This window comes from Rhizobium glycinendophyticum (assembly GCF_006443685.1).
Classification (GTDB): Bacteria; Pseudomonadota; Alphaproteobacteria; order Rhizobiales; family Rhizobiaceae; genus Allorhizobium; species Allorhizobium glycinendophyticum.
In genome coordinates this window covers 346,525-371,253 of record NZ_VFYP01000001.1, presented here as the reverse complement: position 1 = coordinate 371,253, position 24,729 = coordinate 346,525, and the positions used below count along the sequence as shown (strand labels likewise).

20 protein-coding genes and 1 pseudogene are annotated in these 24,729 nt (G+C 62.6%); 2 read left to right on the top strand and 19 right to left on the bottom strand.

Going from position 1 to position 24,729, the window contains the following annotated elements; genetic code table 11:
- From metK to FJQ55_RS01780, 15 genes and pseudogenes are all read right to left on the bottom strand, one after another.
- A complete protein-coding gene (metK, locus tag FJQ55_RS01850) occupies positions 1 to 1,239 on the bottom strand; it encodes a methionine adenosyltransferase (RefSeq protein WP_140826027.1) in 1,239 nt (412 codons plus the stop codon).
- Positions 1,240 to 1,403: 164 nt separating this feature from the next.
- Positions 1,404 to 1,823 carry a helix-turn-helix domain-containing protein gene (locus FJQ55_RS01845; protein ID WP_140829036.1) on the bottom strand — a complete coding sequence of 140 codons (420 nt, stop codon included), beginning with the start codon at positions 1,821 to 1,823 and terminating at the stop codon, positions 1,404 to 1,406.
- A 148-nt stretch (positions 1,824 to 1,971) separates the two neighbouring features.
- Entirely contained in the window at positions 1,972 to 3,567 is a 1,596-nt protein-coding gene (gene lnt, locus FJQ55_RS01840) for an apolipoprotein N-acyltransferase (RefSeq protein ID WP_140826026.1), read from the bottom strand.
- 394 nt (positions 3,568 to 3,961) lie between these two features.
- Positions 3,962 to 5,044: pseudogene (locus FJQ55_RS01835) on the bottom strand (hemolysin family protein); the annotation flags it as partial.
- Positions 5,045 to 5,056: 12 nt separating this feature from the next.
- Complete coding sequence (gene ybeY / locus FJQ55_RS01830) at positions 5,057 to 5,563, bottom strand: rRNA maturation RNase YbeY (RefSeq protein WP_140826024.1); 507 nt, start codon at positions 5,561 to 5,563, stop codon at positions 5,057 to 5,059.
- A gap of 19 nt (positions 5,564 to 5,582) precedes the next feature.
- On the bottom strand, positions 5,583 to 6,638 hold the full coding sequence (locus FJQ55_RS01825) for a PhoH family protein (RefSeq protein ID WP_140826023.1): 1,056 nt from the start codon (positions 6,636 to 6,638) through the stop codon (positions 5,583 to 5,585).
- Between the two features lie 36 nt (positions 6,639 to 6,674).
- The gene (gene miaB, locus FJQ55_RS01820; RefSeq protein ID WP_140826022.1) at positions 6,675 to 8,069 is read right to left on the bottom strand and encodes a tRNA (N6-isopentenyl adenosine(37)-C2)-methylthiotransferase MiaB; all 1,395 of its coding nucleotides are present in this window, start codon (positions 8,067 to 8,069) and stop codon (positions 6,675 to 6,677) included.
- A gap of 59 nt (positions 8,070 to 8,128) precedes the next feature.
- Positions 8,129 to 8,953: a lyso-ornithine lipid O-acyltransferase gene (olsA, locus tag FJQ55_RS01815; protein WP_140826021.1), complete on the bottom strand. Its 825-nt coding sequence runs from the start codon at positions 8,951 to 8,953 to the stop codon at positions 8,129 to 8,131.
- Positions 8,954 to 8,956: 3 nt separating this feature from the next.
- Positions 8,957 to 9,385, bottom strand: coding sequence for a Fur family transcriptional regulator (locus tag FJQ55_RS01810; RefSeq protein WP_140826020.1), 429 nt, complete (start codon positions 9,383 to 9,385; stop codon positions 8,957 to 8,959).
- A 44-nt stretch (positions 9,386 to 9,429) separates the two neighbouring features.
- Positions 9,430 to 9,927: a GNAT family N-acetyltransferase gene (locus FJQ55_RS01805; RefSeq protein ID WP_140826019.1), complete on the bottom strand. Its 498-nt coding sequence runs from the start codon at positions 9,925 to 9,927 to the stop codon at positions 9,430 to 9,432.
- A gap of 1 nt (position 9,928) precedes the next feature.
- Complete coding sequence (gene tsaB / locus FJQ55_RS01800) at positions 9,929 to 10,576, bottom strand: tRNA (adenosine(37)-N6)-threonylcarbamoyltransferase complex dimerization subunit type 1 TsaB (RefSeq protein WP_140826018.1); 648 nt, start codon at positions 10,574 to 10,576, stop codon at positions 9,929 to 9,931.
- A gap of 20 nt (positions 10,577 to 10,596) precedes the next feature.
- Positions 10,597 to 11,160, bottom strand: coding sequence for a NifU family protein (locus tag FJQ55_RS01795; protein ID WP_140826017.1), 564 nt, complete (start codon positions 11,158 to 11,160; stop codon positions 10,597 to 10,599).
- A gap of 105 nt (positions 11,161 to 11,265) precedes the next feature.
- Positions 11,266 to 11,757 (bottom strand): universal stress protein, encoded by a 492-nt coding sequence (locus tag FJQ55_RS01790; RefSeq protein ID WP_113378943.1) that lies wholly within the window; start codon positions 11,755 to 11,757, stop codon positions 11,266 to 11,268.
- A gap of 72 nt (positions 11,758 to 11,829) precedes the next feature.
- A complete protein-coding gene (gene trpS / locus FJQ55_RS01785) occupies positions 11,830 to 12,894 on the bottom strand; it encodes a tryptophan--tRNA ligase (RefSeq protein ID WP_140826016.1) in 1,065 nt (354 codons plus the stop codon).
- 100 nt (positions 12,895 to 12,994) lie between these two features.
- Positions 12,995 to 13,393 carry a VOC family protein gene (locus tag FJQ55_RS01780; protein WP_140826015.1) on the bottom strand — a complete coding sequence of 133 codons (399 nt, stop codon included), beginning with the start codon at positions 13,391 to 13,393 and terminating at the stop codon, positions 12,995 to 12,997.
- Between the two features lie 251 nt (positions 13,394 to 13,644).
- Between FJQ55_RS01780 and FJQ55_RS01775 the strand changes: the two genes are divergently transcribed.
- Positions 13,645 to 14,064 carry a YcbK family protein gene (locus FJQ55_RS01775; RefSeq protein WP_140826014.1) on the top strand — a complete coding sequence of 140 codons (420 nt, stop codon included), beginning with the start codon at positions 13,645 to 13,647 and terminating at the stop codon, positions 14,062 to 14,064.
- Here the strand turns inward: FJQ55_RS01775 and murJ are convergent.
- The 3 genes from murJ to mutS form a co-directional block, all read right to left on the bottom strand.
- Complete coding sequence (murJ, locus tag FJQ55_RS01770; protein WP_140826013.1) at positions 14,055 to 15,665, bottom strand: murein biosynthesis integral membrane protein MurJ; 1,611 nt, start codon at positions 15,663 to 15,665, stop codon at positions 14,055 to 14,057. The two genes, FJQ55_RS01775 and murJ, sit on opposite strands and share 10 nt — an antisense overlap.
- A gap of 1 nt (position 15,666) precedes the next feature.
- The gene (locus FJQ55_RS01765; protein WP_140826012.1) at positions 15,667 to 18,492 is read right to left on the bottom strand and encodes a [protein-PII] uridylyltransferase; all 2,826 of its coding nucleotides are present in this window, start codon (positions 18,490 to 18,492) and stop codon (positions 15,667 to 15,669) included.
- 90 nt (positions 18,493 to 18,582) lie between these two features.
- The gene (gene mutS, locus FJQ55_RS01760) at positions 18,583 to 21,234 is read right to left on the bottom strand and encodes a DNA mismatch repair protein MutS (protein ID WP_246085112.1); all 2,652 of its coding nucleotides are present in this window, start codon (positions 21,232 to 21,234) and stop codon (positions 18,583 to 18,585) included.
- 198 nt (positions 21,235 to 21,432) lie between these two features.
- Here mutS and FJQ55_RS01755 point away from each other — a divergent pair, with 198 nt between their 5' ends.
- On the top strand, positions 21,433 to 23,718 hold the full coding sequence (locus FJQ55_RS01755) for an NADP-dependent malic enzyme (RefSeq protein ID WP_140826010.1): 2,286 nt from the start codon (positions 21,433 to 21,435) through the stop codon (positions 23,716 to 23,718).
- A 15-nt stretch (positions 23,719 to 23,733) separates the two neighbouring features.
- Here the strand turns inward: FJQ55_RS01755 and FJQ55_RS01750 are convergent, their stop codons facing one another.
- The gene (locus FJQ55_RS01750; protein ID WP_140826009.1) at positions 23,734 to 24,651 is read right to left on the bottom strand and encodes a LysR substrate-binding domain-containing protein; all 918 of its coding nucleotides are present in this window, start codon (positions 24,649 to 24,651) and stop codon (positions 23,734 to 23,736) included.
- Positions 24,652 to 24,729 lie beyond the last annotated feature (78 nt).

The following is a 24,729-nucleotide window of genomic DNA, read 5'->3' as shown; positions in this document are numbered from 1 at the left end:
TCAAGCCTTGAGAGCGTCCTTGAGCGGCTTGACCAGATCGAGCTTCTCCCAGGAGAAAGAGCCGTCGCGGCCAGCCTTGCGGCCGAAATGGCCATAGGCGGACGTCTTAGCATAGATCGGCTTGTTCAGGTCAAGATGGCGGCGGATGCCCGACGGGGACAAATCCATGACCTTGCGAAGCGCGGCCTCGACCTCGTCCTCGGTGACCTTGCCGGTGCCGTGCAAATCGACATAGATCGACAGCGGCTGGGCGATACCGATGGCATAAGAGATCTGGATCGTGCAGCGGTCGGCGAAACCGGCGGCGACGACGTTCTTTGCGAGGTAACGCGCGGCATAGGCGGCAGAACGGTCGACCTTGGTCGTGTCCTTGCCGGAGAAGGCACCGCCGCCATGAGGAGCTGCACCGCCATAGGTGTCGACGATGATCTTGCGGCCGGTGAGGCCTGCGTCACCATCCGGGCCGCCGATGACGAACTTGCCGGTGGGGTTGATGTACCAGGCGCAGTCGTCGGCGATCTTCAACTCGCCCAGGGCTTCCTTGATGAAGGGTTCGACGACCTGGCGGACCTTCTTGGAATCCCAGCTCTCGTCGAGATGCTGGGTCGAGAGGACGATCGAAGCGACCTCGGCAGGCTTGCCGTCGACGTAGCGGACCGTGACCTGGCTCTTGGCGTCGGGGCCGAGCTTGCCGACGTCGCCTTCGCCCTTCTTGCGGGCGGCGGAGAGCAACTGCAGGATCTTGTGGGAATAATAGATCGGCGCCGGCATAAGGTCGGGCGTTTCCTTGCAGGCGTAACCGAACATGATGCCCTGGTCGCCGGCGCCTTCACTGTTGGAGCTATCGGCTGCCTTGTCGACGCCCTGAGCGATGTGAGCGGACTGGGAGTGCAAGAGCACGTCGATCTTGGCGGTTTTCCAGTGGAAGCCGTCTTGCTCGTAGCCGATATCGCGGATCGCTTTGCGGGCGGCGGACTTGAACTTGGCAGGGTTGATAACCTCGTTGCCGTTCTTGTCGGTCTTCATCAGGCTCGGCGGCAGGCGGACTTCACCGGCAATGACGACGCGATTGGTGGTGGCGAGGGTTTCGCAGGCGATGCGCACCGTCCAGGGATCAACCCCGGTCTTGGCCGCTTCCCGGTAGACGAGATCGACGATCTCGTCGGAAATGCGGTCACAAACCTTGTCCGGATGACCTTCGGATACGGATTCGCTGGTGAAGAGATAGTTGGCGCGCATCGGGATTCCCCTCAAAGTATGGATGGCGGCATCGTTACCCAGTTCAAGTTTCGATGACAAGAACACAACGACATAAATATATCTTTATGTGAGTAAACTTTTTCTCCACAAGGCGAAAAAAAAGCGGCCCGGGGGGACCGCTTTTTTTTTGGGTCATCCAGCGATCACTCAGTATCCGCTTCGGCTCCGAGAGCCTTGACGAGATCGACGATCTTACGGCGGACCTTGGGGTCGGTAATCTTGACAAAAGCGCGGTTGAGCTGCAGGCCCTCGGAGGAGGACAGGAAGTCCACAACGTAGTTGGAGCTTGAGGCTTCGGCCATGCCGGTTGAAGACGATGCGTGTTCGCCCGGCGCGTCTTCAAAGAAGAAGGAAACCGGGACGGTCAGAATATTCGAAATATTCTGGAGGCGGCTTGCACCAACACGGTTGGTCCCCTTCTCGTATTTCTGAATCTGCTGGAATGTGATGCCGAGGCTTTCACCAAGCTTCTCCTGGCTCATGCCAAGCATCGTGCGACGAAGGCGAATCCGACTACCCACGTGGATGTCAATCGGGTTCGGCTTCTTCTTGTTCTCGATCATTAATGTCGTCCTGACAAATGTGTTGGCGTTTCGACCATAACCCCATGCCCGCCCAACCATTACGATACGTTGTACTCGTCGTCGATGATCTTCCAGCATACTTGCAGACTCACGGTCGGAGCCACTATGCAATTTTAGGGGTTTTTGGTCAATTCATTCGCCTAATAAAACCCAGACTAGAAATGAAGGCCACGAAACCAAGACTTCCTAGGATCAACCAAAAGTTTAGGTTGTGGTCAAAATTGTTCCATTTCGGGACAGAACCTATGCTCAGGGTTGTATCGAGTGCGCCTGATGCGTTTAGAGAAAGCCCGTCGACAACCTCACCATGCGCATCAATCACGGCAGAAATACCGTTATTGGCATCACGCAAGAGCGGAACACCGCGCTCCACCGCCCGCAAGCGGGACTGCAGGAAGTGCTGGTAGGGGCCAGGCGTTGCGCCGAACCAGGCGTCATTGGTGATGTTGAGGATGGCGTTTGCACCTGCCAAATCCGGCGGAATTTCGCCGGGAAAGATCGCCTCGTAGCAGATCAGCGGGTAGAAGGAGATGCCCGAGGGAAGAGTGAGCGGCGACCGGCTGGCTGCCGGCGAGAAGCCACCGGGCAGGCTGATCAGCTCTTCGACGCCGAAGCGGCGGAGCACATCCTCGAAGGGCACATATTCGCCGAACGGCGTCAGATGCACCTTGTCGCTGGCCGACAGGATCTGGCCCTTGTCGTCGATCATGTAGATGGAATTATAGTAGAGCGGCGGCAGGCCCGCGCCGCGTTCCTCAGCACGCACCGCACCGGTAATCAGCACCTGACCATCCTGGAGCACGTCTCCGATGCGGACCAGGGCGTCCGGATTTTCAGTCAGGATAAAGGGCACGGAGGTTTCCGGCCAGACAATCACGTCCGGTCTCTTTTGCCCTTCGGCCGGCGGCGCAGATGTCAGCGTTAGATGCTTCTCAAAGATGCCGACGCGATCCGAATTCTCCATTTTTTGCGCCTGGTCGATCGCCGGCTGAACGAGGCGGACGCTGATCTGCCTCTGCTCTGTCGTGTCCGGTGGTGCGAAAGAGAGGCGCCAGCCGCCATATCCTAGATGTGCTGCAGAGAGGAGCACGGCGATCAGCAGGCCGGGCACCAAGCCTCTGCGGGTTCCGAGCAGAGCGGGCGCGGCAAAGACGAAGACAGACAGTGCAGTAACCCCGAACAGGCCGAGCACATAGCTCGACTGCATCATCAGCGGCACGGGCATGGCGGCATAACCGATGGCGTTCCAGGGAAAACCAGTGGCGAGCGTGCCGCGCAACCATTCCGCAAGGCCGAAGCCGAAGGCCAGAGCTGCGATCCGGCCCATGCCGTCAGACCAGACGAGGCGGGCGAGCATGGCGGCGAAGCCGTAGAAGATGGCGAGCATGGCCGGCAGACCGAGGACAGCGAGCGGGATTGCCCAGGCAAAGCCGCTAGCATCAACCAGGAGCGCATTGCCCAACCACCAGAGGCCGGCGACAAAATAGCCGAGGCCAAAGAGCCAGCCGGTGACGAAGGCGGCGCGCAGATTGAGGGTCCCGCTGCGTTCTGGGTTACCGGTCGAGCCGTCGAGAAGCCAGACAAGCAGGGTGAAGGAGACGAACATGGCCGCGAAGACGCCGAATGGCGGCATGGCGAGAGCGCCGATCGCGCCCGCGAAGAGAGCGAGCCCTGCGCGTCGCCATCCCCCGAGCAGCAAGATCCTGCCGGCCAATCGTTCCATGCACACCCCTCCGCTACCGCGAATCAACCGCCCGGCAGTGTTTCAAACTTCCGTGCGGATGTCGCGGTCTTCGCCAGCCACGTGGTTACGTACCCGAAGCAGACTTATTGCCGTCCGCAGGGGATGTGTGACCGGCCTGCGCAGCGGGTGTCGGCGGGGTTGCAGATGCGGGCAAGGGGACCACGTCTGCCGAAGCGGGCACGACGGGATCGGTCGCTGGCGCAGGTGCTGTCGGCAGCTTGGTGCGGCGGGGTTTCGGCTCGGCCCTCGAAGCGCGCGGCTTGACCTCCGTCGCCTGGGGAGCCGGTGCCTTGGCCGGCCCGGCCGGTTTCGGTTGCGCGCGCGTCTTAGCGGCTTCGATCTCATCGCCACGGATTTCGCTCTCGCCCTTGGTGGAGCGGCGTCGGGCGGCAGCCCTTTTGCGGGTGACGCGCACGCGTTTGATGCGGCGGGGATCTGCGTCGAGAATGTGGAACTCGAAGCCCGGCAGTGCCTGGACGACTTCGCCTCGGGCCGGAATGCGGCCGAGGGCCGAGAAGATCAGGCCGCCCAGGGTGTCGACGTCTTCCAGGCGGTCCTTGATGTCGAAATCGGGGCCGATGGCTTCCGCGATCTCCTCGAGTTCGACCCGGGCGTCTGCCACAAGGACGTCGTCGGAAATGCGGCTGAACATGACTTCTTCATCGTCATGCTCGTCGTCGATATCCCCGATGACCATCTCGACGATGTCCTCGTGGCTAACGAGGCCGTCGGTGCCACCATATTCGTCGATGACGAGTGCCATCTGCGTACGCGCAGCCTGCATCCGGCTCATCAGGTCGGAGGCCAGCATCGACGGCGGCACGAAGAGGATGGAGCGGATGATACCGGCTTCGGCGACCGTCTTCGACAGATCGATGCGGGAGAGATCGAAATCGATCTTCGACTTCGCCGCCTTATCGGTCTTTTCGACCTTGTCGGCACCATTGACGGCACCGTTTGCAGCAGCACGGGCGGGCGCGCGGCGGCGACTGCGGGCCTGCTTCGTCACATAGGAGAGAAGGTCGCGAATATGAACCATGCCGCGGGGATCATCGAGCGTTTCGGCATAGACGGGCATGCGCGAACGGCCGGAGACCTCGAAGATGGTCATCAGTTCGCCGATCGTCACACTCTGGTCAACCGCCTCGATATCGACGCGCGGCACCATGATGTCTTCGACCCGGACTTCACGGAAGCGCAGGATGTTGTGCAGCATCGCCCGTTCTTCGGGCGTGAAGGCTTCGCCCAGGCTCGCATCCGCCTTCAGCGCGACGGTCAAGTCCTCGCGCAGGCTCGTCGATGACGACGGCTTCAGGATGCGGGCGAGGCGCGCCCAGAAGGAGGTTGAGTTTCGGTTCGAGCTTTCCGCTCGCGAAGGACTACTGCCCTCGTCGGACGACGAACCTTCCGGTCCATCATTGGCCTCGGGGGCCGTTCTTGTCACAAAGTCGCTCATTGGTCCAAACTATCAGATGGGGTCCTGCCCCGCATAGGGGTCAGATAGGCCAAGTTCCGCCAGAATGCGAGTCTCCAGCGCTTCCATTTCCTCGGCGTCTTCCATTTCGATGTGGTCGTAACCGAAAAGATGGAGGAATCCATGAACCATCAAGTGGGTCAGATGATCCTCGAAACTTTTCTCCAGTTCGACGGCCTCGCGCTCCACCGTCTCGCGGGCGATGATGATATCGCCGAGCATCGGGCCAGGCATCTTGCCGGGGGTCAGCGGAAAGGCGGGAAAGGACAGGACGTTGGTCGGCTTGTCCTTGTTGCGCCATTCCGCATTGACCTCGCGGATCATCTCGTCATCGGCGAAGACGAGAGAGACTTCCGTTGGCTGTTTCGGAAAGGGCTGTCCCTCGACTTTGGCGAGATAGGTTTCCGCCGCGCCGAGCACGCGGGAGGCCAGGGCCTCCAGCGCCGTCTCATCGGTCCATCCGTCAGCTTCGACGGCGATCTGTATGTCCAGTTGCGTCATATCGAGTGGAAGCTGGCCGTCAGGATTCGGCCTGCTCGCTTTCATCCTGTACCTTGTACTTGGCGTCATAGGCCTGAACGATGCGGCCGACCAGCGGATGGCGCACAACGTCGGTATCCTTGAAGCGTACGACCGAGACGCCTTCCACACCCTTCAGCACCTGCAGGGCCTCGACCAGGCCGGAGGTGACACCGCGTGGCAGGTCGACCTGGCTCGGGTCGCCGGTGATGATCATGCGCCCGTTCTCGCCGAGGCGGGTCAGGAACATCTTCATCTGCATCGAGGTGGTGTTCTGGGCCTCATCGAGAATGATCGCGGCATTGGCGAGCGTGCGACCGCGCATGAAGGCGAGCGGCGCGATTTCGATGACGCCGGCGGTGATGGCGCGCTCGACCTTGTCACCGGGGATCATGTCGTAGAGCGCGTCGTAAAGCGGGCGCAGATAAGGATCGACCTTGTCCTTCATATCGCCGGGCAGGAAGCCGAGACGTTCGCCGGCTTCCACGGCCGGGCGCGACAGGATGATCTTGTCGACAACGCCGCGCTCGAGAAGCTGGGCAGCATGGGCGACCGCGAGATAGGTCTTGCCCGTGCCGGCGGGACCGACGCCGAAGACCAGCTCGGCCCGTTCCAGCGCGCGCATATAGGCGTCCTGGGTCGGGGTGCGGGCGGCGATGGTCTTCTTGCGGGTGGAGATCTGCGCCATGGACAGGCGGGCCTTGCGCTCGAGCGTCGGCAGGCTCAGCTGATCGTCGGCAGCGACCGCCATGCGGATCGCACCCTCGACGTCGGAGGCTTCGACCGAACCGCCGCTCTGCAGACGGGCATAGAGGAAATCGAGTGCCCGGCGGGCCTGGTTGGTCGCCTGCAGTTCACCGGTGATCGCCACGGAATTGCCGCGGGCCCGGGCTTCGATCTGCAGCCGCTGTTCGAGCAGCTTCAGATGCTGGTCGAACTGGCCGAAGAGTTCGCTCGCCAGCCTGTTGTTCTCGAACGTCAAGATGAAGTGATTGGCGTCGGTCGCAGCGGTTTTGATGTGGCGCGAGGGTGAAGAAACCACTTCTGTTGCGTTCAAGCGATCAGGCTCCTGGATCAGGTTAAGGCCCTCACTCTAACCCTCTGCCACCTCGGCAAACAAGCTGTTTGGGCCGGCTGCGGTGATTCGTACCTGTATAATGTCACCGATTTGCGATGACTTTGCATCAAGATTCACAGACTGCAGCCAGGGGGAGCGTCCAATCAACTGGCCGGGCATGCGGCCAGGCTTCTCAAGGAGCACATCCATCTGGCGCCCGACCAGGGATTGCATGAAGGCCTGCTGCTGTTCGAGCAGCAATGCCTGGAGGCGCGCCAGGCGTTCGGTCTTCACGTCCTCGGCGACCTGATCGGGCAGATCGGCGCCGGGCGTTCCGGGACGGGTTGAGTACTTAAACGAATAAGCCTGCGCATAGTTCACTGTGCGCACCAAATTCATCGTGTCTTCGAAATCCTGGTCCGTTTCGCCGGGGAAGCCGACGATGAAATCGCCCGAGAGCGCGATATCGGGGCGGACGGAGCGGATGCGCTCGATCAGGGCGACGTATTCGGAGGCCTTGTGGCGGCGGTTCATCGCCTTGAGGATGCGGTCGGAGCCCGACTGCACCGGCAGATGCAGATAGGGCATCAGCATGCGCAGATCGCGATGCGCCTCGATCAGGCGGTCGTCCATGTCGCGCGGATGGCTGGTGGTGTAGCGCAGGCGGGCGAGGCCGGGAATTTCGGCCAGCCGATAGAGAAGATCGCCAAGGCCGATCGCCCTGCCCTTCTCATCCTCGCCGTGCCAGGCATTGACGTTCTGGCCGAGCAGGGTGAGTTCGCGCACGCCTGAATCGACCAGTTTGCGGGCTTCCGTCAGAAGCTGGGAGAGCGGGCGGGAGACTTCCGAGCCGCGGGTATAGGGCACCACGCAGAAAGTGCAGAACTTGTCGCAGCCTTCCTGGACGGTGAGGAAGGCGGTGACGGAACGGGGTTTGCCGATGACCTTGGTCGGATCGGGCAGATGCTCGAACTTGTCTTCGAGGGCATATTCCGTATCGACCACACGCTCGCCCAAACGCGCCTTCTGCAAGGCCTGCGGCAGGCGGTGATAGGTCTGGGGACCGAGCACGACATCGACGGCGGGTTCGCGGCGGGAGATTTCCTCGCCTTCGGCCTGGGCGACGCAGCCGGCGACGCCGATCATGAATTCCTTGCCTTCGGCGGCACGGGCCTTCTTGTGCTCGCGCAGGCGACCGAGGGCGGAATAGACCTTTTCGGCTGCCTTTTCGCGGATGTGACAGGTGTTGAGCAGAACGAGGTCGGCCTCTTCCATGACTTCGGTCGGGGCATAACCATCGGCCGCCAGGGCATCGGCCATGCGGCCGCTGTCATAGACGTTCATCTGGCAGCCATAGGTCTTGATGAAGACCTTGCGCGTGTTGGCGCCCGGCGCCTGTTGGGTCGGCAAGTCGAGGATGTCCTGGGTCATGCGGGCTATTTAGTGGTTTTCCGCCGGCGATTAAACCGAAAAATTGGCGAAGAACCCGCTCAACGCCGGTGGCGGCCGCGCAGATGGGCCAGCAGCATGTCGCGCAGGCGGCTCTCGACATGGCTGGCGAGGCTCTTGCGGTTGTCGCCGGGGCGGAAGTCGACAGTCTCGCCGAAGGTGACGTCGACATCCAGCGCGCCGGCCCTGAGGACGCCGAGCAGATGGGGGATCATGCCGATATCACCGGGCCAGCCAGCGATCGGGCGATGATAGCGGCCCATGGGCAGGCCCTGGATGCGGGTATAGGCGATGGCCACTGGCTGGACATGGACGACGGCGTTTTCCGCATCCTTCGGCAAGGCGGCGGCAGCCGCGCCGAACAGGGACGACTTGACGGAGAGCACGCGGTTGCCGTCCGATGTGGTGCCCTCGGGGAAGAGTACGACAATTTCACCATCGGCCATGCGGCCGGCGATCTCGTTCACCTGATCACCGGTGCGACGCTTTTCTTCGCGCACGACGAAGATCGTCTTCTGCAGGCGGGCGAGCGTGCCGAAGACCGGCCAGGAGGAGACTTCGGTCTTGGCGATGAAGACGACGTCCGCCAGCGAGCCGAGGACGAGGATGTCCTTCCATGACGCATGGTTGGCGGCGATCATCAGGGGACGGCGCGGGTCGAGAGTCCCATGCGCATGAACGCGGATGCCGAGGCAATAGAGGGCAATGCGGTGCCAATGGCGCGGCAGGCGGCGGCGCAGGGGCCAATCGAAACGCAGAGCCACAAGCTGAAGCGTAATGAGGACCAGCGAGACCAGCAGCAGAACAACCGCCATCACGGCGATCCGCAGGCCGTTGACGAAGCCGAGGCCCTCACCGGATTGCATGGACTATTTCTCGTCCTTCGACAGGGGGATTCCGTAAAGCTCCAGGCGATGGCCGACGAGGCGGAAGCCGTGTTCGCGGGCGATGCGTTCCTGCAGAGCCTCGATTTCCGGCGAATGGAATTCAACGACGGTGCCGGTCTTCAGATCGATCAGGTGATCGTGGTGCTCTTCGGGGACCGTTTCATAGCGGGACCGACCGTCGCGGAAATCGTGGCGCTCAATGATGCCGGCGTCTTCGAAGAGTTTGACTGTGCGATATACCGTCGAGATGGAGATCTTGGCGTCGATTTTTGAGGAGCGACGATAGAGTTCTTCGACATCGGGGTGATCGTCGGAATCCTCCAGGATACGGGCGATGACACGGCGCTGTTCGGTCATGCGCATGCCGCGTTCGGCACACAGCGCTTCCAGCGATTTCATGGCATCGTTCATAAGGTCAGCATATCCGCAGATGATCGGTTCGTGCAATCGCCGGGTTAGCGAAGATCGCGGCGCATGACAAGCGCGGAGGTCCGGCGACCACTGTCGTCGGTGTAATAGGCGGGGCGTTCGCCCACCGTCTCGAAACCGAGCTTGCGGTAGAGACCCAAGGCCGGGGCATTGCCATCATCGACTTCAAGGAAGATGGCCTCGCCGCCGCGATTTTTCGCCTCACGGGTGGCGGCCTGCATCAGGCGCCAGCCAAGACCGAAACGGCCGACCTTTTCGCCGACCGCGATGGTCAGGATCTCGGCTTCACCGGCAACTTCGCGGGCGAGCACGAAACCCGAGAGCGGCGCCTTGAAGATCAGCGTGTTCGTCTGCCAGGCAGCGAAACCGAAGGTGTTGGGCTGAAGCAGCAGGCTTAAAAACTCACCATCGCCCCAGGCGCGGGGAAAGCGCTGGGCGTGGAGTTCGGCGACGGCGCGGCAGTGATCCGGCACCATTTCTACGATTTCGAATTCGGGCTGGCGGTAGAACAGGCTGTCGCGCATGTCAGGCTCTCGATACGGCAAAACCCGTCTGCGGTTTTGCATCAGGTCCGCGCAGATAGAGCGGTTTGGCCTTGCCCTGAGCTTTCGTCGTTGCTGAAATGCGGGCGACGATGTCGATCGGGTAGTGATCGGGTTCGGTGACGGCTTCGGGATCGGCGATCAGAGCGGACGCTGAGCCGATGACCTGGGTTCCGGCAACAGCTGCGCGGGCGAGGAAATCCTCCAGCGTAACAAGGGCCGGTTCGTCCAGAGCCAGCCCATTGCGGAAGGTCTGGACGTAAACTTCTTCGCGATGGGCGTTGATGCCGGCGAGTACCGGGGCATCGCCTTCCGGCGCTGTGCGGGCGAGGACTTCGAGCGTGCAGACGCCGACACATTCGATGCCGAGCGCAAGGGCCAGGCCACGGGCGGCAGCGACGCCGACACGGATGCCGGTGAAGGAACCAGGGCCGACGGTGACGCCGATCTTGTCCACCTTGTCCAGGCTCAGGCCAGCGCTCGTCACGGCGTCCTCGATCATCGCCATCAGCCGTTCGGCATGGCCGCGGCCGATGGTTTCGCTGACGCGCGCAAGCACGGTGTCGGTGGATGAGTCAAAAACGGCGGCTGCGCAATCCACACCCGCCGTATCGATCGCAAGAACGATCATCTTGTCTCCCGTCCGGCCGATCAGACCGCTTCGACTTCCTGCACTTCCGGAACGAAGTGGCGGAGCAGGTTCTGCACGCCGTGCTTCAGGGTTGCCGTGGACGACGGGCAACCGGCGCAAGAACCCTTCATGTTGAGGAAGACCTTGCCGTCGCGGAAGCCGCGGAAGGTGATGTCGCCGCCATCCTGGGCCACGGCCGGGCGCACACGGGTTTCGAGCAGTTCCTTGATGGTCGCGACGATGGTCTCGTCGCCGGCCTCGAAGAATTCTTCGTCACCATCAACCTCTGCCGAGGTCGAGGCTGTGCCCATGACCGGGGCACCGCTCATGAAATGCTCCATGATGGTCCCGAGGATGGCGGGCTTGAGGTGCTGCCATTCCGGGCCGTCCTTGGAGACGGTGACGAAATCGTAGCCGAAAAAGACGCCGGTGACGCCGGGAATCGCGAAAATGCGGGAGGCAAGCGGCGAGGCGGCAGCACTTTCGGCGTCGCGAAATTCCGCCGTGCCCGTCTGCATCACCACCTTGCCGGGCAGGAACTTCAGGGTGGCGGGGTTCGGCGTGGCTTCGGTCTGGATGAACATGGCGATCTCCGCGCGGCGCTCTCACCGCTCAAATTTAGAATTCTTCAAAAGTTAAGGCTTCCGGCCCGGCAGTTCAAGTCACGATCGACCGGTCGCGGCAAAAGATCAACACAGGGCGTCGATTTCCTCGTCGGTCAGCGAGTCCGGCAAGACCGTGACGGGGATCGGGAAAGCGGCGCCGCGACCAGCGATCATGGACACGAGTGGACCCGGACCTTCCTTGGTGGAGCCGGCAGCCAGCACCAGGATCGCGATGTCGCGGTCTTCCTCGATCAGGCTGTTGATCTCGGGATAGGCGCTGCCTTCGCGGATGACCAGTTCGGGCTCGATGCCGATCGTTTCGCGCACCGTCTGGGCGGCCTTTGCCATCACGGCCTCGGCCTCTTCCCGGGCCTCCGCCCGCATGATCTCCTCGACGCCCAGCCATTGCTGGAAATCGCCATCGGGGATCACGTAGATCAGGACCAGTCCACCGTTGGAATTCTTGGCGCGGCGGCCGGCATAATGGACGGCGCGCGAGCATTCCGGGGTGTTGTCGATGACCGCCATGAACTTGCGGCGGTGACCTTCAAGACGTGAGAGACGTGTTGAAACCATAGAAAACCCCGCCGCCGGATCGATTACATGTGGCGTAGGCGGGCTCCGGGCGAACCCGCCTGCATGGTGACCTTATCGCACGAATCCGATGATGTCGCGGACTTCGTTCATGGTCTTTTCGGCACGAACACGGGCGCGTTCGCCACCGTCGCGCAGAACCGCATCGATGTGGCCAGGGTCTTCCATCAGACGGCGCATCTCGGCGTTGATCGGGGCGAGAACCTCGACGGCGAGATCGACCAAGGCCGGTTTGAAGACCGAGAATTGCTGGCCGCCAAATTCGGCTAGCACGTCTGCCTTGGACTTGTCGGCAAGGGCCGCGAAGATGCCGACGAGGTTGTCGGCTTCGGGACGGCCTTTCAGGCCTTCCGTTTCGCTCGGAAGCGCGTCCGGGTCGGTCTTGGCCTTGCGGATCTTCTTCGAGATCGCGTCCTGGTCGTCCATCAGGTTGATGCGCGAGAGGTCGGACGGATCCGACTTCGACATCTTCTTGGTGCCGTCCTTGAGGCTCATGACGCGGGGCGCCGGGCCGTCGATCAAGGGTTCGACCATCGGGAAATAAGCATGCACCGGCTCTTCGCCGACCTTGATGTCAATCCCGAGACCGGTGGGGACGATCTTGTCGTGGAAGTCCAGGTTGAACTTCATGGCGATGTCGCGGGCAAGCTCCAGATGCTGCTTCTGGTCGTCACCGACGGGCACATGCGTGGCGCGGTAGACGAGGATATCGGCGGCCATCAGGCTCGGATAGGCGTAAAGGCCGAGCGAGGCCTGCTCGCGGTCCTTGCCGGCCTTGTCCTTGAACTGGGTCATCCGGTTCATCCAGCCGATGCGGGCGACGCAGTTGAAGATCCAGGCGAGTTCCGCATGCTGCGGCACCTGGGACTGGTTGAAGACGATGTGCTTCTTCGGATCGATGCCGGCAGCGAGGAAGGCGGCGGTGATCGAGCGGATCTGGCTCGGCATGTCCTCGTGCACCAGCTGGGCGGTCAGCGCGTGCATGTCGACGACGCAGTAGATGCAGTCGTTGTTTTCCTGCAGGGCGACGAACTTTCTGATAGCGCCGAGATAGTTGCCGAGATGGAGGTTGCCGGTCGGCTGTACGCCGGAGAAAACCAGCGGCTTGAACTCAGTCATTGTTATCCTCAACAGGCTGGTGGAGGGCCCGATCTACTGATCGTGTCGGTCTGGGCTTATGCACGGCGGGCGGGGCGCAATCAAGCGCTCACTTTCGCGCTCAGAGCTTCGTCCGCTCGATCAGATCCCAGAGATTTCCGTAGAGATCGGCAAAGACGGCGACGGTGCCATGGGGCTCGTGGCGCGGCTCTTCCTGGAAGACGACGCCTGCCTTGAGGAAGCGGGCGTGGTCGCGGGCGAAATCATCAGTTTCGAGGAAGAAGCCGACGCGGCCGCCGGTCTGGTTGCCGATTGCCGCGCGCTGGGCATCGTCCGTGGCTTCGGCGAGCAAGAGGGCCGCGCCCTCCCCGCCCCTTGGGCGGACCACCAGCCAGCGCTTGCCCTCGGGTTGAACCGTGTCTTCCACGCAGTCGAAACCGAGGCCGTCGCAGTAGAATGACTTCGCGCGATCATAGGTGTCGACGACCAGGGAGACGAGAAAAAGGCTGCTTCGGCTCATCAACGAAGACTTTCGGTTCGATCTGTGACGCAGCGGCGTCTGACATCACGCCTACGGGTTTTTCCTCCCTGAATCGAGAGGGTTAGATAACGGTTTCGTGTGCAACCGCCTTGGACGCCACCGCCCTGCGGCGCTCCCTAAAGCTATCAATTGAGCATGGCGCACCAAATTCGCCACATTTGCAGGAATAAAAAACCTCCGCAGGCGATCTGGATCGCCAAAAACAACAAACTCATTCCAGAAGGTCACTCATGCGCACATTGTTTCGCGTCGCGCTCGGCTGCGTCCTTTCCATCGGCTTGCTCTCCCCGGTGGAGGCGGTCGAGACCAAGAAGCGTCCCTTCTTCATGAAGCATGACACGACGGTCGCTTATACTCTGCAGCGGGTGAGCGTTCGCGCCAGCTGTTTCCCCGACGAGTTGAAGGGAATTCTTGCGCATATCGCCAAGAAGACCGGCAAGAAGCCGATCGTGACCTCCGGCCACCGCCCGCGCTCGGGCAAATCCCAGCACAGCCACTGTTTCGCCGCCGATATCCGGGTTCCGGGCGTGCCGGAGAAGCAGATCGTGGCGGCGGCGCGCACTGCGCCAGGGATCGGCGGCATCGGGCGCTATTGCAACGGCATCGTGCATGTTGACATCGGGCCGAAGCGGACCTGGACCTATTGCTGATCCGGGGCGCCTGTTCCTGCATCCGTCGGCCCGGCTGACTTCGGCTTGCGCTTCAAGTTGCGCCTGATCATGCCGAGATCGGCACCACCGATGGCAAAGGCGACGCCGAAATAGACCGGCATGGCGAGCGCAATCAGACCGCCGAGGGCGAGCAGCTGGTCGAACAGAGGGCTCTGCGGCGTGAGCCAGGCAGACCAGCGGCCAGAGAGATAGACCAGCATGGCCGCCATGACGGCGGACGCAACGAGCAGGCGGAGCGTGCGGGTGATCAGCGATCGCTCGATAACGAGATGGCCACGCCAGAGCAGCACGGAGAGGAGCAGGACAGTGTTCGTCCAGCCGGCAGCGGCTTCGGCGATGGCGATCCCGCTTTCTTCGAAGATCGGGAAAAGCGTCACCGCGAGGCCGGTGTTGATCACCACCGAGATCATAGTGAAGCGCATGGGCGTCTTCGTGTCTTCGCGGGCATAATATCCCGGCTGCAGGGCCTTGATCAGCACGAAACCCGGAAGGCCCAGGCCATAGATCGCCAGGATCGAGGCAACTACCGCGGTGTTCTGTTCGGAAAAGGCACCGCGCTCATAGAGCACGCGGATGATTTCATCCGAGAGAACCCAGATGCCGGCGGCGGCCGGAAGCGTGAGGAACAGCACGAATTCAATCGCGCGGTTCTGAAGATTTCCCGCTTCCTTCATGTGGCCGCTTTTCAGCGCACGGGCGAGCTCCGGCAGGAGCACGACGGCGACGGCGACACCGACGACGCCGAGCGGCAGCTGATAGATGCGGTCGGCATATTGCAGGGCGGCGATGGCGCCCTCCTTGCCCGAGGCGATGGCCTGGCCGATCAACTGGTTGATCTGGGTAATGCCGCCGGTGACGGCAGCGGGGATCGCGAGCACCAGCAGGCGCTTGACGTTGGGCGTGAAGCGCGGACGCTTGAAGGACAGGCGGATGCCGGCATGGCGCACGCCGAGATAGACGACCGCCATCTGCAGGAGGCCTGCGCCCAGCACCGACCAGGAGAGAGCCCAGGCGGTGGCGGCGGGATCGGCGCCGGTCCAGAGCGCCCAGCCGAGAGCACTGATCATCAGCACATTGAGGAAGACGGGCGCGATGGCGGCGGCGAAGAAATGATGCAGCGAATTGAGCATGCCGCTCAGCATGGCCGTCAGCGACATGCACATCAGATAGGGGAACATGACGATGGCGAGCCGCACCGTCAGCCCGAACTTTTCCGGATCGTCGGCAAAGCCGGGGGCGATGATCCATTCGACCAGGAGCGGCATTGCGAGCTGCATGCCGATGGTGAGGATCATCAACACGGAGAAGAGAACGCCGAAGACCTCTTCGGAGAAGCGCTTGGCGCCATCGATGCCGTTCGCTTCGATCTCCTTGGCAAACAGGGGCACGAAGGCTGCGTTGAAGGCGCCTTCGGCAAAGAGACGGCGGAAGAGATTGGGGAAGCGGAAGGCGGCATAGAAGACGTCGGCGACGGGGCCTGTGCCGAGTGCGGCGGCCATCAGCGTTTCACGGGCGAAGCCGAAGACGCGGCTGCCGAGCGTCGCACCGCCGACCGTCATGAATTTCTTGACGAGGCTCATGTCAGGCGCGCGCCTTGCGGGGCGCAGGGGTAACGCGCGGCGGTGGCGCGATGATTCCTGATGGCATGTTGTCCTTCAACTCGTCGGGCTGTTCGGTCATCACCGGCTTCAGGCGATTGGCGATGTTGGCCTGGCGATTTTCGTTGGTCACCTTCTGGCCGACAAGGTCGGTGACGTAAAAGGTGTCGATGACCTTTTCACCGAAGGTGGTGATGCGGGCCGAATGGATATCGAGCGAGAGGTCGGAGAGCACCGCGGTGATTTCCGCCAGAAGACCGATGCGGTCGAGGCATTCGACTTCAATGACGGTGAACTTGTTGGAGAGCGCGTTGGAAATACGCACGTCCGGCTGGACCGGGAAGGTCTTGTTCTTCTTCTTGCCCTTGGAGCGCGTGGCAATGACTTCCGGCAGCCGCTTGCGGCCCGAGAGCACGTCCTCGATCATCTTGCCGATCGTGGCGGCACGGCGCATCTCGTCCTCATCGATCGGAAATTCGCGGTTGATCAGGATCGTGTCGAGTGCGCGACCGTCCGAGGTCGTGAAGATCTGCGCGTCGGCGATATTGGCTCCGGCAGCCGCACAGGCGCCGGCGATGATCGACAGGAGACGCGGGTGGTCGGGTGAGAGCACGGTGATTTCGGTGATCGCGTGGAACTGGTGGGTGCGCACCATGGTGGCGAGCGCCTTGCCCGCCCTGTCCGATTCGCGAATGAAATGGGCGTGGCGGACCTGATCTTCGAGGTCGACCGAGAGAAGGTAGGGCTCGTAATGCAGCTTGGTATAGGTTCGCTGATCCTTCTGGCTCCAGCCTTCCAGCGCCTTGGAAAGCTGCTCTGCGGCATGCTTGGCGCGCTCCTTGCGGGAGACCTGGCTGAAGCCGCCGGAGAGCAGAAGCTCGGTCTCATAATAGAGCGTGCGCAGAAGCTGGCCCTTCCAGCCGTTCCAGACGCCGGGGCCTACGGCGCGGATATCGCAGATCGTTAGCACCAGCAGCATCTTCAGCCGGTCGAGCGACTGCACCTTTTCGGCAAAGTCGGTGATCGTCTTGCGGTCATGCAGATCGCGGGTCTGGGCGACCATGGACATCAGGAGATGCTGATCGATCAGCCAGACGACCATTTCGGTCTGTTTGGGCGAAAGGCCGAGACGCGGGCAGAGCTTGCGGGCGACCTTGGCGCCGGCCACCGAGTGATCCTCCTGGCGGCCCTTGGCGATGTCGTGCAGCAGCACCGCGACATAGAGCGCCTGGCGATCCTCGATCTCCGGCATGATCTTGTTGGCGAGCGGATGGATTTCTTCCGCCTTGCCCTTGTCGATCTCGGAGAGCACCTCGACAGTGCGAATGAGATGCTCGTCGACAGTGTAGTGATGATACATGTTGAACTGCATCATCGAGACGATCTTGCCGAATTCCGGCATGAAGCGGCCGAGCACGCCGGCCTCGTTCATGCGGCGCAGGATGAAGCCCGGATCCTTGCGCGAGGTGAGGATTGACAGGAAGAGACGGTTTGCTTCCTCGCTTTCGCGAAAATCATGGTCGATCAACGACAGCGAGCGGGTGACGGCTTTCAGCGCATCCGGATGGAATTCGAGGCCGTTCAGATCCGCCACATGGAAGAGGCGCATGATCGACATCGGGTCCTTCTTGAAGACACCGGGATCGGCAAGTGCAATGCGGCCGCGATCATCGATGAATTCACTGGCGCCGGGGATCTTGCGGGGGCGATTGGCGAAGCGGCCGAGCATGCCGCCGATGCCGGGAGCGGCCTTGGCCTGCTGGTCTTCGAGGGCGGCGGCAAATATGCGGGTGAGATCGCCGACATCCTTGGCCACCAGGAAGTAATGCTTCATGAAGCGTTCGACGGCGGAGAGACCCGGTCGGGCCTGGTAGCCTAAGCTTTTGGCGATCTCCGGCTGGATATCGAAATAAAGCCGCTCTTCGGGCTTACCCGTCAGGTAATGCATGTGGCACCGGACGGCCCAGAGGAAGTCGTCGGCCTTCTGGAAGAGGCGCCACTCGGCGCGGGAGAGCACGCCGAGGCGTACGAGTTCGTCCGTGTCGCGGACGTGGTAATTGTATTTGGCGATCCAGAAGAGTGTCTGGAGATCGCGCAGGCCACCCTTGCCTTCCTTGACGTTCGGCTCGACGAGGTAGCGGCTGTCGCCGGCCTTGCGGTGGCGCTCGTCGCGCTCGGCAAGCTTGGCGGCGATAAATTCGGGGGCCGTTCCGGTCGTCACTTCCTGGTCGAAGCGGTGCTGCAGCTCGGTAACGAGCGCTTCGTCGCCGCAGATATGGCGGGTTTCGAGGATCGCCGTGCGAATCGTCATGTCCGACTTCGACAGGCGGATGCATTCCTCGACCGTGCGGGTGGCGTGACCAACCTTGAAGCCGACATCCCAGAGCAGATAGAGCACGAATTCCACCGCCTTGTGCATGGCGGGGCCTGCCTTGGCCGGCAGCAGGAAGAGCAGATCGATATCGGAGCCGGGCGCCAGCGTGCCGCGGCCGTAACCGCCGACGGCCGCAACGGAGAGGCCGTTCGTATCCTTCGGATAGACATGGGTTCGGGCGAAATCGAAGATCACCGAAATCAGCTGGTCCTGGATCCAGGAGATGCGGTTGGCGCAGTTCATCCCGCTGCCATCCTCGAAGAGCTTCAGGCGCGCCTGTTCGCGCGCATCGGCGGAAGCCTTCTTCAGGATCGGCAGGAGCTTCGAACGGGTCTCCAGCATATTGCCGCAGCCGGCCTCGGCGACCGTTTTGCAGGACGCTTGCAGCGCGTCGATGTCGAGGAGGTCGTCGAAGGCGAGGTCTGCTTTGGCCATGGGAGCGGCATCATCTCTTGAACCCGGGAATCGGCCGGGATTGGGGGCGCTATAGCGCCTTTCGGGCGCGATTGACAGGCACTCTACCGATCAAGGCTTGCCAAGTTGTTTCTTGAGATCATAGAGCGCGTCGAGCGCCTGGCGAGGCGTGAGGTCGTCAAGATCGAGTGAGCGGAGCGCCTCCTCGACCTTGGAAGGGCCTGATTTCTGAATCTCCTCGCGGCGCACAGCGACCTGGAAGAGCGGCAGATCGTCGATCAGCTGGGCGGCGGGGTTCTTGCGATCGCTGTCTTCAAGCCGTGTCAGAACCTCGCGGGCGCGGGCAACAACGGCGGCCGGCAGGCCGGCGAGACGGGCGACCTGGATGCCGTAAGAGCGGTCGGCAGCCCCTGGGCCAACCTCATGCAGGAAGATGACGTCGCCGTCCCATTCCTTGACGCGCATGGTGACGTTCGACATGCGGGCGAGTTGTTCCGAGAGTGCGGTGAGCTCATGGAAATGGGTGGCAAAGAGCGAGCGGCAGCGATTGGCCTCATGCAGATGCTCGACGGCAGCCCAGGCGATGGAGAGGCCGTCGAAGGTGGCCGTGCCACGGCCGATTTCATCCAGGATGACCAGCGAACGATCCGTCGCCTGGTTGAGGATGGCCGCCGTTTCGACCATCTCGACCATGAAGGTCGAGCGGCCGCGCGCCAGATCGTCGGAGGCGCCAACGCGGGAGAAGAGGCGATCGACCACGCCGATATGGGCGGCACCGGCGGGCACGAAGGAGCCCATCTGGGCGAGGATGGCGATCAGCGCGTTCTGGCGCAGGAAGGTCGACTTACCGCCCATGTTGGGGCCGGTCAGCAGCCAGATGGCGCCGGGGCCTTTGGTATCGTGGGGCGACAGATCGCAGTCATTGGCGATGAAGGGGCTTGCAGCCTGGCGACGCAGTGCTTGCTCAACAACCGGATGGCGGCCGGCGGTGATGGCGAACATCCTGCTGTCATCGACCAGCGGGCGGCAATAGCCCTGCTCCTCTGCTAGAGCAGCAAGACCGGCGGCGACATCGATCACGGCGAGCGCCCTTGCTGCGGCCTTGATCGGCTCGGCAGCGGCAATCACCTGAGACACCATCTGGTCGAAGGCGGCCAGTTCGAGCGAGAGCGCCTGGCCGGCGGCATTGGCGATGCGGCTTTCGAGATCGGCGAGTTCCGTCGTCGTGAAGCGCATGGCATTGGCCATGGTCTGGCGATGGATGAAGCGGGACTTCGCCTCGTCCGTGTCGGTCATCGGGCCGGCATTGCCGGCGGTGACTTCGATGAAATAGCCGAGCACGTTGTTGTGCTTGATCTTCAGCGACTTGATGCCGGTTTCCTCGGCATATTGCAGCTGCAGGCCGGCGATGACACGGCGGGACTGGTCGCGCAGTGCGCGCAGTTCGTCGAGCTCAGGAATTGCACCATCGCGCAGGAAGCCGCCATCGCGCTTCAGGAGTGGCAATTCGTCGGCCAGCATCGATGCGAGGCTCGGAGCCAGATCGGCGGGAAGGGCTGCGAGATCGGCCAAGGCCTCCGTGAGTTCCTTCGGGAGGCCCGCAGGATCGAGCAGACGGCCAACTTCGGCGGAGGCGGCAAGGCCGGCGACGATGGAACCGAGATCCCGCGGGCCACCGCGATCGAGTGCCAGACGGGACAGTGCGCGCGGCATGTCGGGTACACGCTTCAGGGCATCGCGCAGGCGGTCGACAAGCAGGCCGTCGGCCATGAGGAAGGCGATGGAATCCTGACGCTCGGCGATGGCCTCCGGATCGGTCAGCGGCGACATCAGGCGTTCGGCGAGCAGACGGGCGCCACCGCCGGTGACGGTGCGGTCGATCGCCTTCAGGAGCGAGCCGTTGCGCTCGCCCGACAGCGTCTTCACCAGTTCGAGGTTGGCGCGGGTGGCCGGGTCGATGAAGAGCGTCGAGGCGGCGTTCTGGCGTTCGGGGAGACCGAGCGGCGGGCGCTCGGAGATCTGGGTCTTTTCGACATAGGCGACAGCGGCGGCGGCCGCGGCAATTTCAGCGCGGGAGAAGGCGCCGAAGCCATCCAGCGTTCCGACGCCGAAGTAGCGGGCGATGCGGCCCTCGGCGCTGGCGCTGTCGAAGAGCACCGCCGGCTGTGGCACGACGACACGGCCGAGCACGTCGAAGGCGGGCTTCAGCTCTTCATCGTGGAAGAGCGTGTCCGGCACGATCAGCTCGCGCGGCTCGATGCGCAGGATATCGGCGAGCAGGCGGGTTTCGGTCGTCTCGGCCAGGCGGAAAATGCCGGTGGAGATGTCGATCCAGGCGAGCGCCAGCTGCGGGGCGGAGCCGCCGCGGATGCGGGCGAGCGCCATGAGATAGTTGGATTCGAAGGGCGAGAGGAGCTTTTCCTCGGTCAGCGTGCCCGGCGTGACGAGCCGCACGACATCACGCTTCACCACCGACTTCGAGCCGCGCTTCTTGGCTTCGGCCGGATCTTCGACCTGTTCGCAGACGGCGACGCGGAAGCCGAGCGTGATCAGCTTCTGCAGGTAATCATCGGCCGCATGCACCGGCACGCCGCACATGGGGATATCCTGACCGAGATGCTGGCCCCGCTTCGTCAGCGTGATGCCGAGGGCACGGGAGGCATCGACCGCATCCTCGAAGAAGAGCTCGTAGAAATCGCCCATGCGATAGAAGAGCAGGCTGCCCGGATTGGCGGCCTTGATCTCGATATACTGCTCCATCATCGGGGTCGCCGTGGCGCGGCTTTCCTCCGAGGTCAGCTCGGCGACATTCAGGACATCACTCGGGGTGGCTTGGTATAGCGTCACGGGCTCAATGTTTTCTTGAAAAGAAAGTCGGCTGACACTAACGACTTAAGACGAGGAAACACAACCAGGATGGGTCGGCGTTCGCCCGCTGCCCACAACAAGGTGAGGGGACGCATGGCAAGCGAGACGAAGACCGGCCGGACGAAGGTGTCGGTCACGGAACAGGAAGCGCTGGACTTCCACTCCCAGGGGCGCCCCGGCAAGCTGGAGATTACCCCGACCAAGGCGATGGCAACACAGCGCGATCTGTCGCTCGCCTATTCACCGGGCGTGGCCGTGCCCGTCAAAGCAATCTTTGCCGATCCTGCAACGGCCTATGATTACACGACGCGTGGCAACATGGTGGCGGTCATCTCGAATGGCACGGCGATCCTGGGGCTGGGCAATCTCGGGGCGCTGGCCTCCAAGCCGGTCATGGAGGGCAAGTCGGTTCTCTTCAAACGCTTCGCCGATGTGGATTCGATCGACCTTGAGGTCGACACGGAGAATGTCGACGAATTCATCAATTGCGTGCGGTATCTCGGGCCTTCCTTCGGCGGGATCAATCTCGAAGACATCAAGGCGCCGGACTGCTTCATCATCGAGAGCCGCCTGCGCGAGTTGATGGATATTCCGGTCTTCCACGACGACCAGCACGGGACCGCGATCATCGCGGCGGCCGGCCTGATTAATGCGCTGGAACTGACGGGACGCGACTTCAAGACGACCAAACTCGTCTGCAATGGTGCGGGCGCTGCGGCGATTGCCTGTATCGAGCTGATCAAGGCAATGGGCTTCAACAGCGAGAACATCATCCTCTGCGACACCAAGGGCGTGATCTATCAGGGCCGCACCGAGGGCATGAACCAGTGGAAGAGCGCCCATGCGGTCAAGACCGACCGACGGACGCTGCGCGAGGCGATGGAAGGGGCCGACGTCGTGTTCGGCCTGTCGCAAAAGGGCGCCTTCTCCGCCGACATGATCGCCTCGATGGCGGACAACCCGATCATTTTCGCCATGGCCAATCCGGACCCGGAAATCACGCCCGAGGAAGTGGCGGAGATCCGCTCGGATGCGATCATGGCGACCGGGCGTTCGGACTATCCGAACCAGGTCAACAATGTTCTGGGCTTCCCCTACATTTTCCGTGGCGCGCTCGACGTGCGCGCCAGCCAGATCAATGACGCAATGAAGATTGCCGCCGTCCGGGCGCTCGCCAACCTCGCGCGCGAGGACGTGCCTGATGACGTCGCTGCCGCCTATCAGGGCCAGCGGCCGCGCTTCGGGCCGCAATACATCATTCCCGTGCCCTTCGATCCGCGGTTGATCTCGGCGATCCCGGTTGCCGTGGCGAAGGCCGCAATGGAGACGGGCGTCGCGCGCAAGGAAATCGAGGATCTCGGCGCCTATGCTCATGAATTGTCTGCCCGGCGCGACCCGATCGCAGCCGCCACGCAGCGGATTTTCGAGCATGTGCGCAGCCACCCCAAGCGCGTCGTCTTTGCCGAAGGCGAGGAAGAACAGGTGATGCGCGCGGCGATATCCTTCGCCAATCTCGGCCTCGGCACCGCCATCCTGCTCGGCCGCGACGAACCTCTGAAGGCGACAGCCGAACGGGCCGGGATCGATCTCGACCGTCCGGGCATTGAAGTGGTCAATGCGCGCATGTCGACGCGTGTCGAGGCCTATACCGAATATCTCTATGCCCGGCTGCAGCGGAAGGGCTATCTGCACCGCGATGCGCAGCGGCTGATCAATACGGACCGCAACCACTTCGCCGCCTGCATGGTGGCGCTTGGCGATGCCGATGCCATGGTGACCGGGACGACGCGCAACTATTCCACCGCACTCGAAGATGTGCGTCGCTGTATCGATACGGCCCCGGGGCATCGGGTGATCGGCGTTTCGCTGGCGCTGGCGCGCGGACGCACGATCTTGGTGGCGGATACCGCCGTGCACGACATGCCGACGGCCGAGGAGCTTGCTGATATCGCCGAAGAGGCCGCCGGCGTTGCCCATCGCCTTGGACTCGAACCACGCGTGGCTCTGCTTGCCTATTCGACCTTCGGGCATCCGACGGGGGAACGCTCCGAGCGGGTTCGTGAGGCCGTGAAGATCCTCGACCGGCGCGGTGTGTCCTTCGAGTATGATGGAGAGATGGGCGCGGACGTGGCGCTCAACAGCCACCGGATGGAGCAGTATCCGTTCTGCCGTCTGTCGGGCACGGCGAATGTGCTGGTCATGCCGGCGATCCATTCGGCGGCGATCTCGACCAAGATGCTGCAGGAACTGGGCGGGCTGACGGTGATGGGGCCGCTGCTTATTGGCCTCGAAAAGTCGGTGCAGATCGCGCAGATGGGCGCCAAGGACAGCGACATCGTCAACATGGCAGCAATCGCGGCTTACAACGCGGCGGTTTGATCGGGCCCGCGTGTCTCAAGCAAAAACGGGGGCGGCTTTCGCGAGCCGCACCATGTCCTCTTCCAGTTCGGCCTTCAGCCAGCGCTTGAATTTTTCCACCTTGTCCGACCGTTTCGCTTTCTCGGCGATGACGAAGTAGTGGCCAAATCCGGTCTTGACCGCCGGGCCGAAGGGGGCGACCAGCTGGCCATGCTGCAGCTGATGCGAGGCGAGTGTTTGCCAAGCCAGCATCACCCCCTGCCCCGCAATCGCGGCATCGAGGCACAACGAGGCTTCGCTAAAACTGTGGCGCGCCTTGATTTCGGCGCCGGACAGGCCGACCGCCGAGAGCCAGACATCCCAGGTGAACATGGCCCGGCTGTCGATGATTTTCGGCAGAGGGAGGAGATCGGCGGGTTCACGCAGCGTTTCTGCCATGGCCGGCGTACAGACCGGAGCAACGCGCTGCTCCAGGATCAGCTCCGACTTGAAGCAGGGCCATTGGCCGCGACCGACCCTTATGCGCAGATCCACATCCGTCTTGCTGGCGTCCGTCAGCCGATCATTGGCATCGATGCGAAGGCCTATGTGGGGATAGAGCGCGGAGAAGGCCGAGATGCGGTGAACCAGCCAGCGAGCGGCGAAAACCGGGGCAACGGAAATGGTGAGCAGGCTGTCATCGGTCTTCTGGGCCAGGGCGACGGCACCGGAGAGGAGCCGGAACCCATCCAGCAGACGCGAGAGAACGCCGCCGGCCTGCTCAATCGGGACCATGCCCCGGCTGGTGCGTTCGAAGAGGGTTCGGCCGAGCTGTTGCTCGGTCTTGATCACCTGCTGGCTGACGGCACCGACCGACACGCCGAGTTCGTCCGCCGCGGCCTGGAGCGAGCCGAGACGGGCGACGGCCTCGACGGCGCGCAGGCCGTTGAGATGCACCTGATTAAGGTTTTTCATATAGGAAAGCTATAGCCGATCGGGGCAAAACTCAATTGAAAAGCATCCGAAGGAAGCGGAGGATCGAGACCTGTTCAA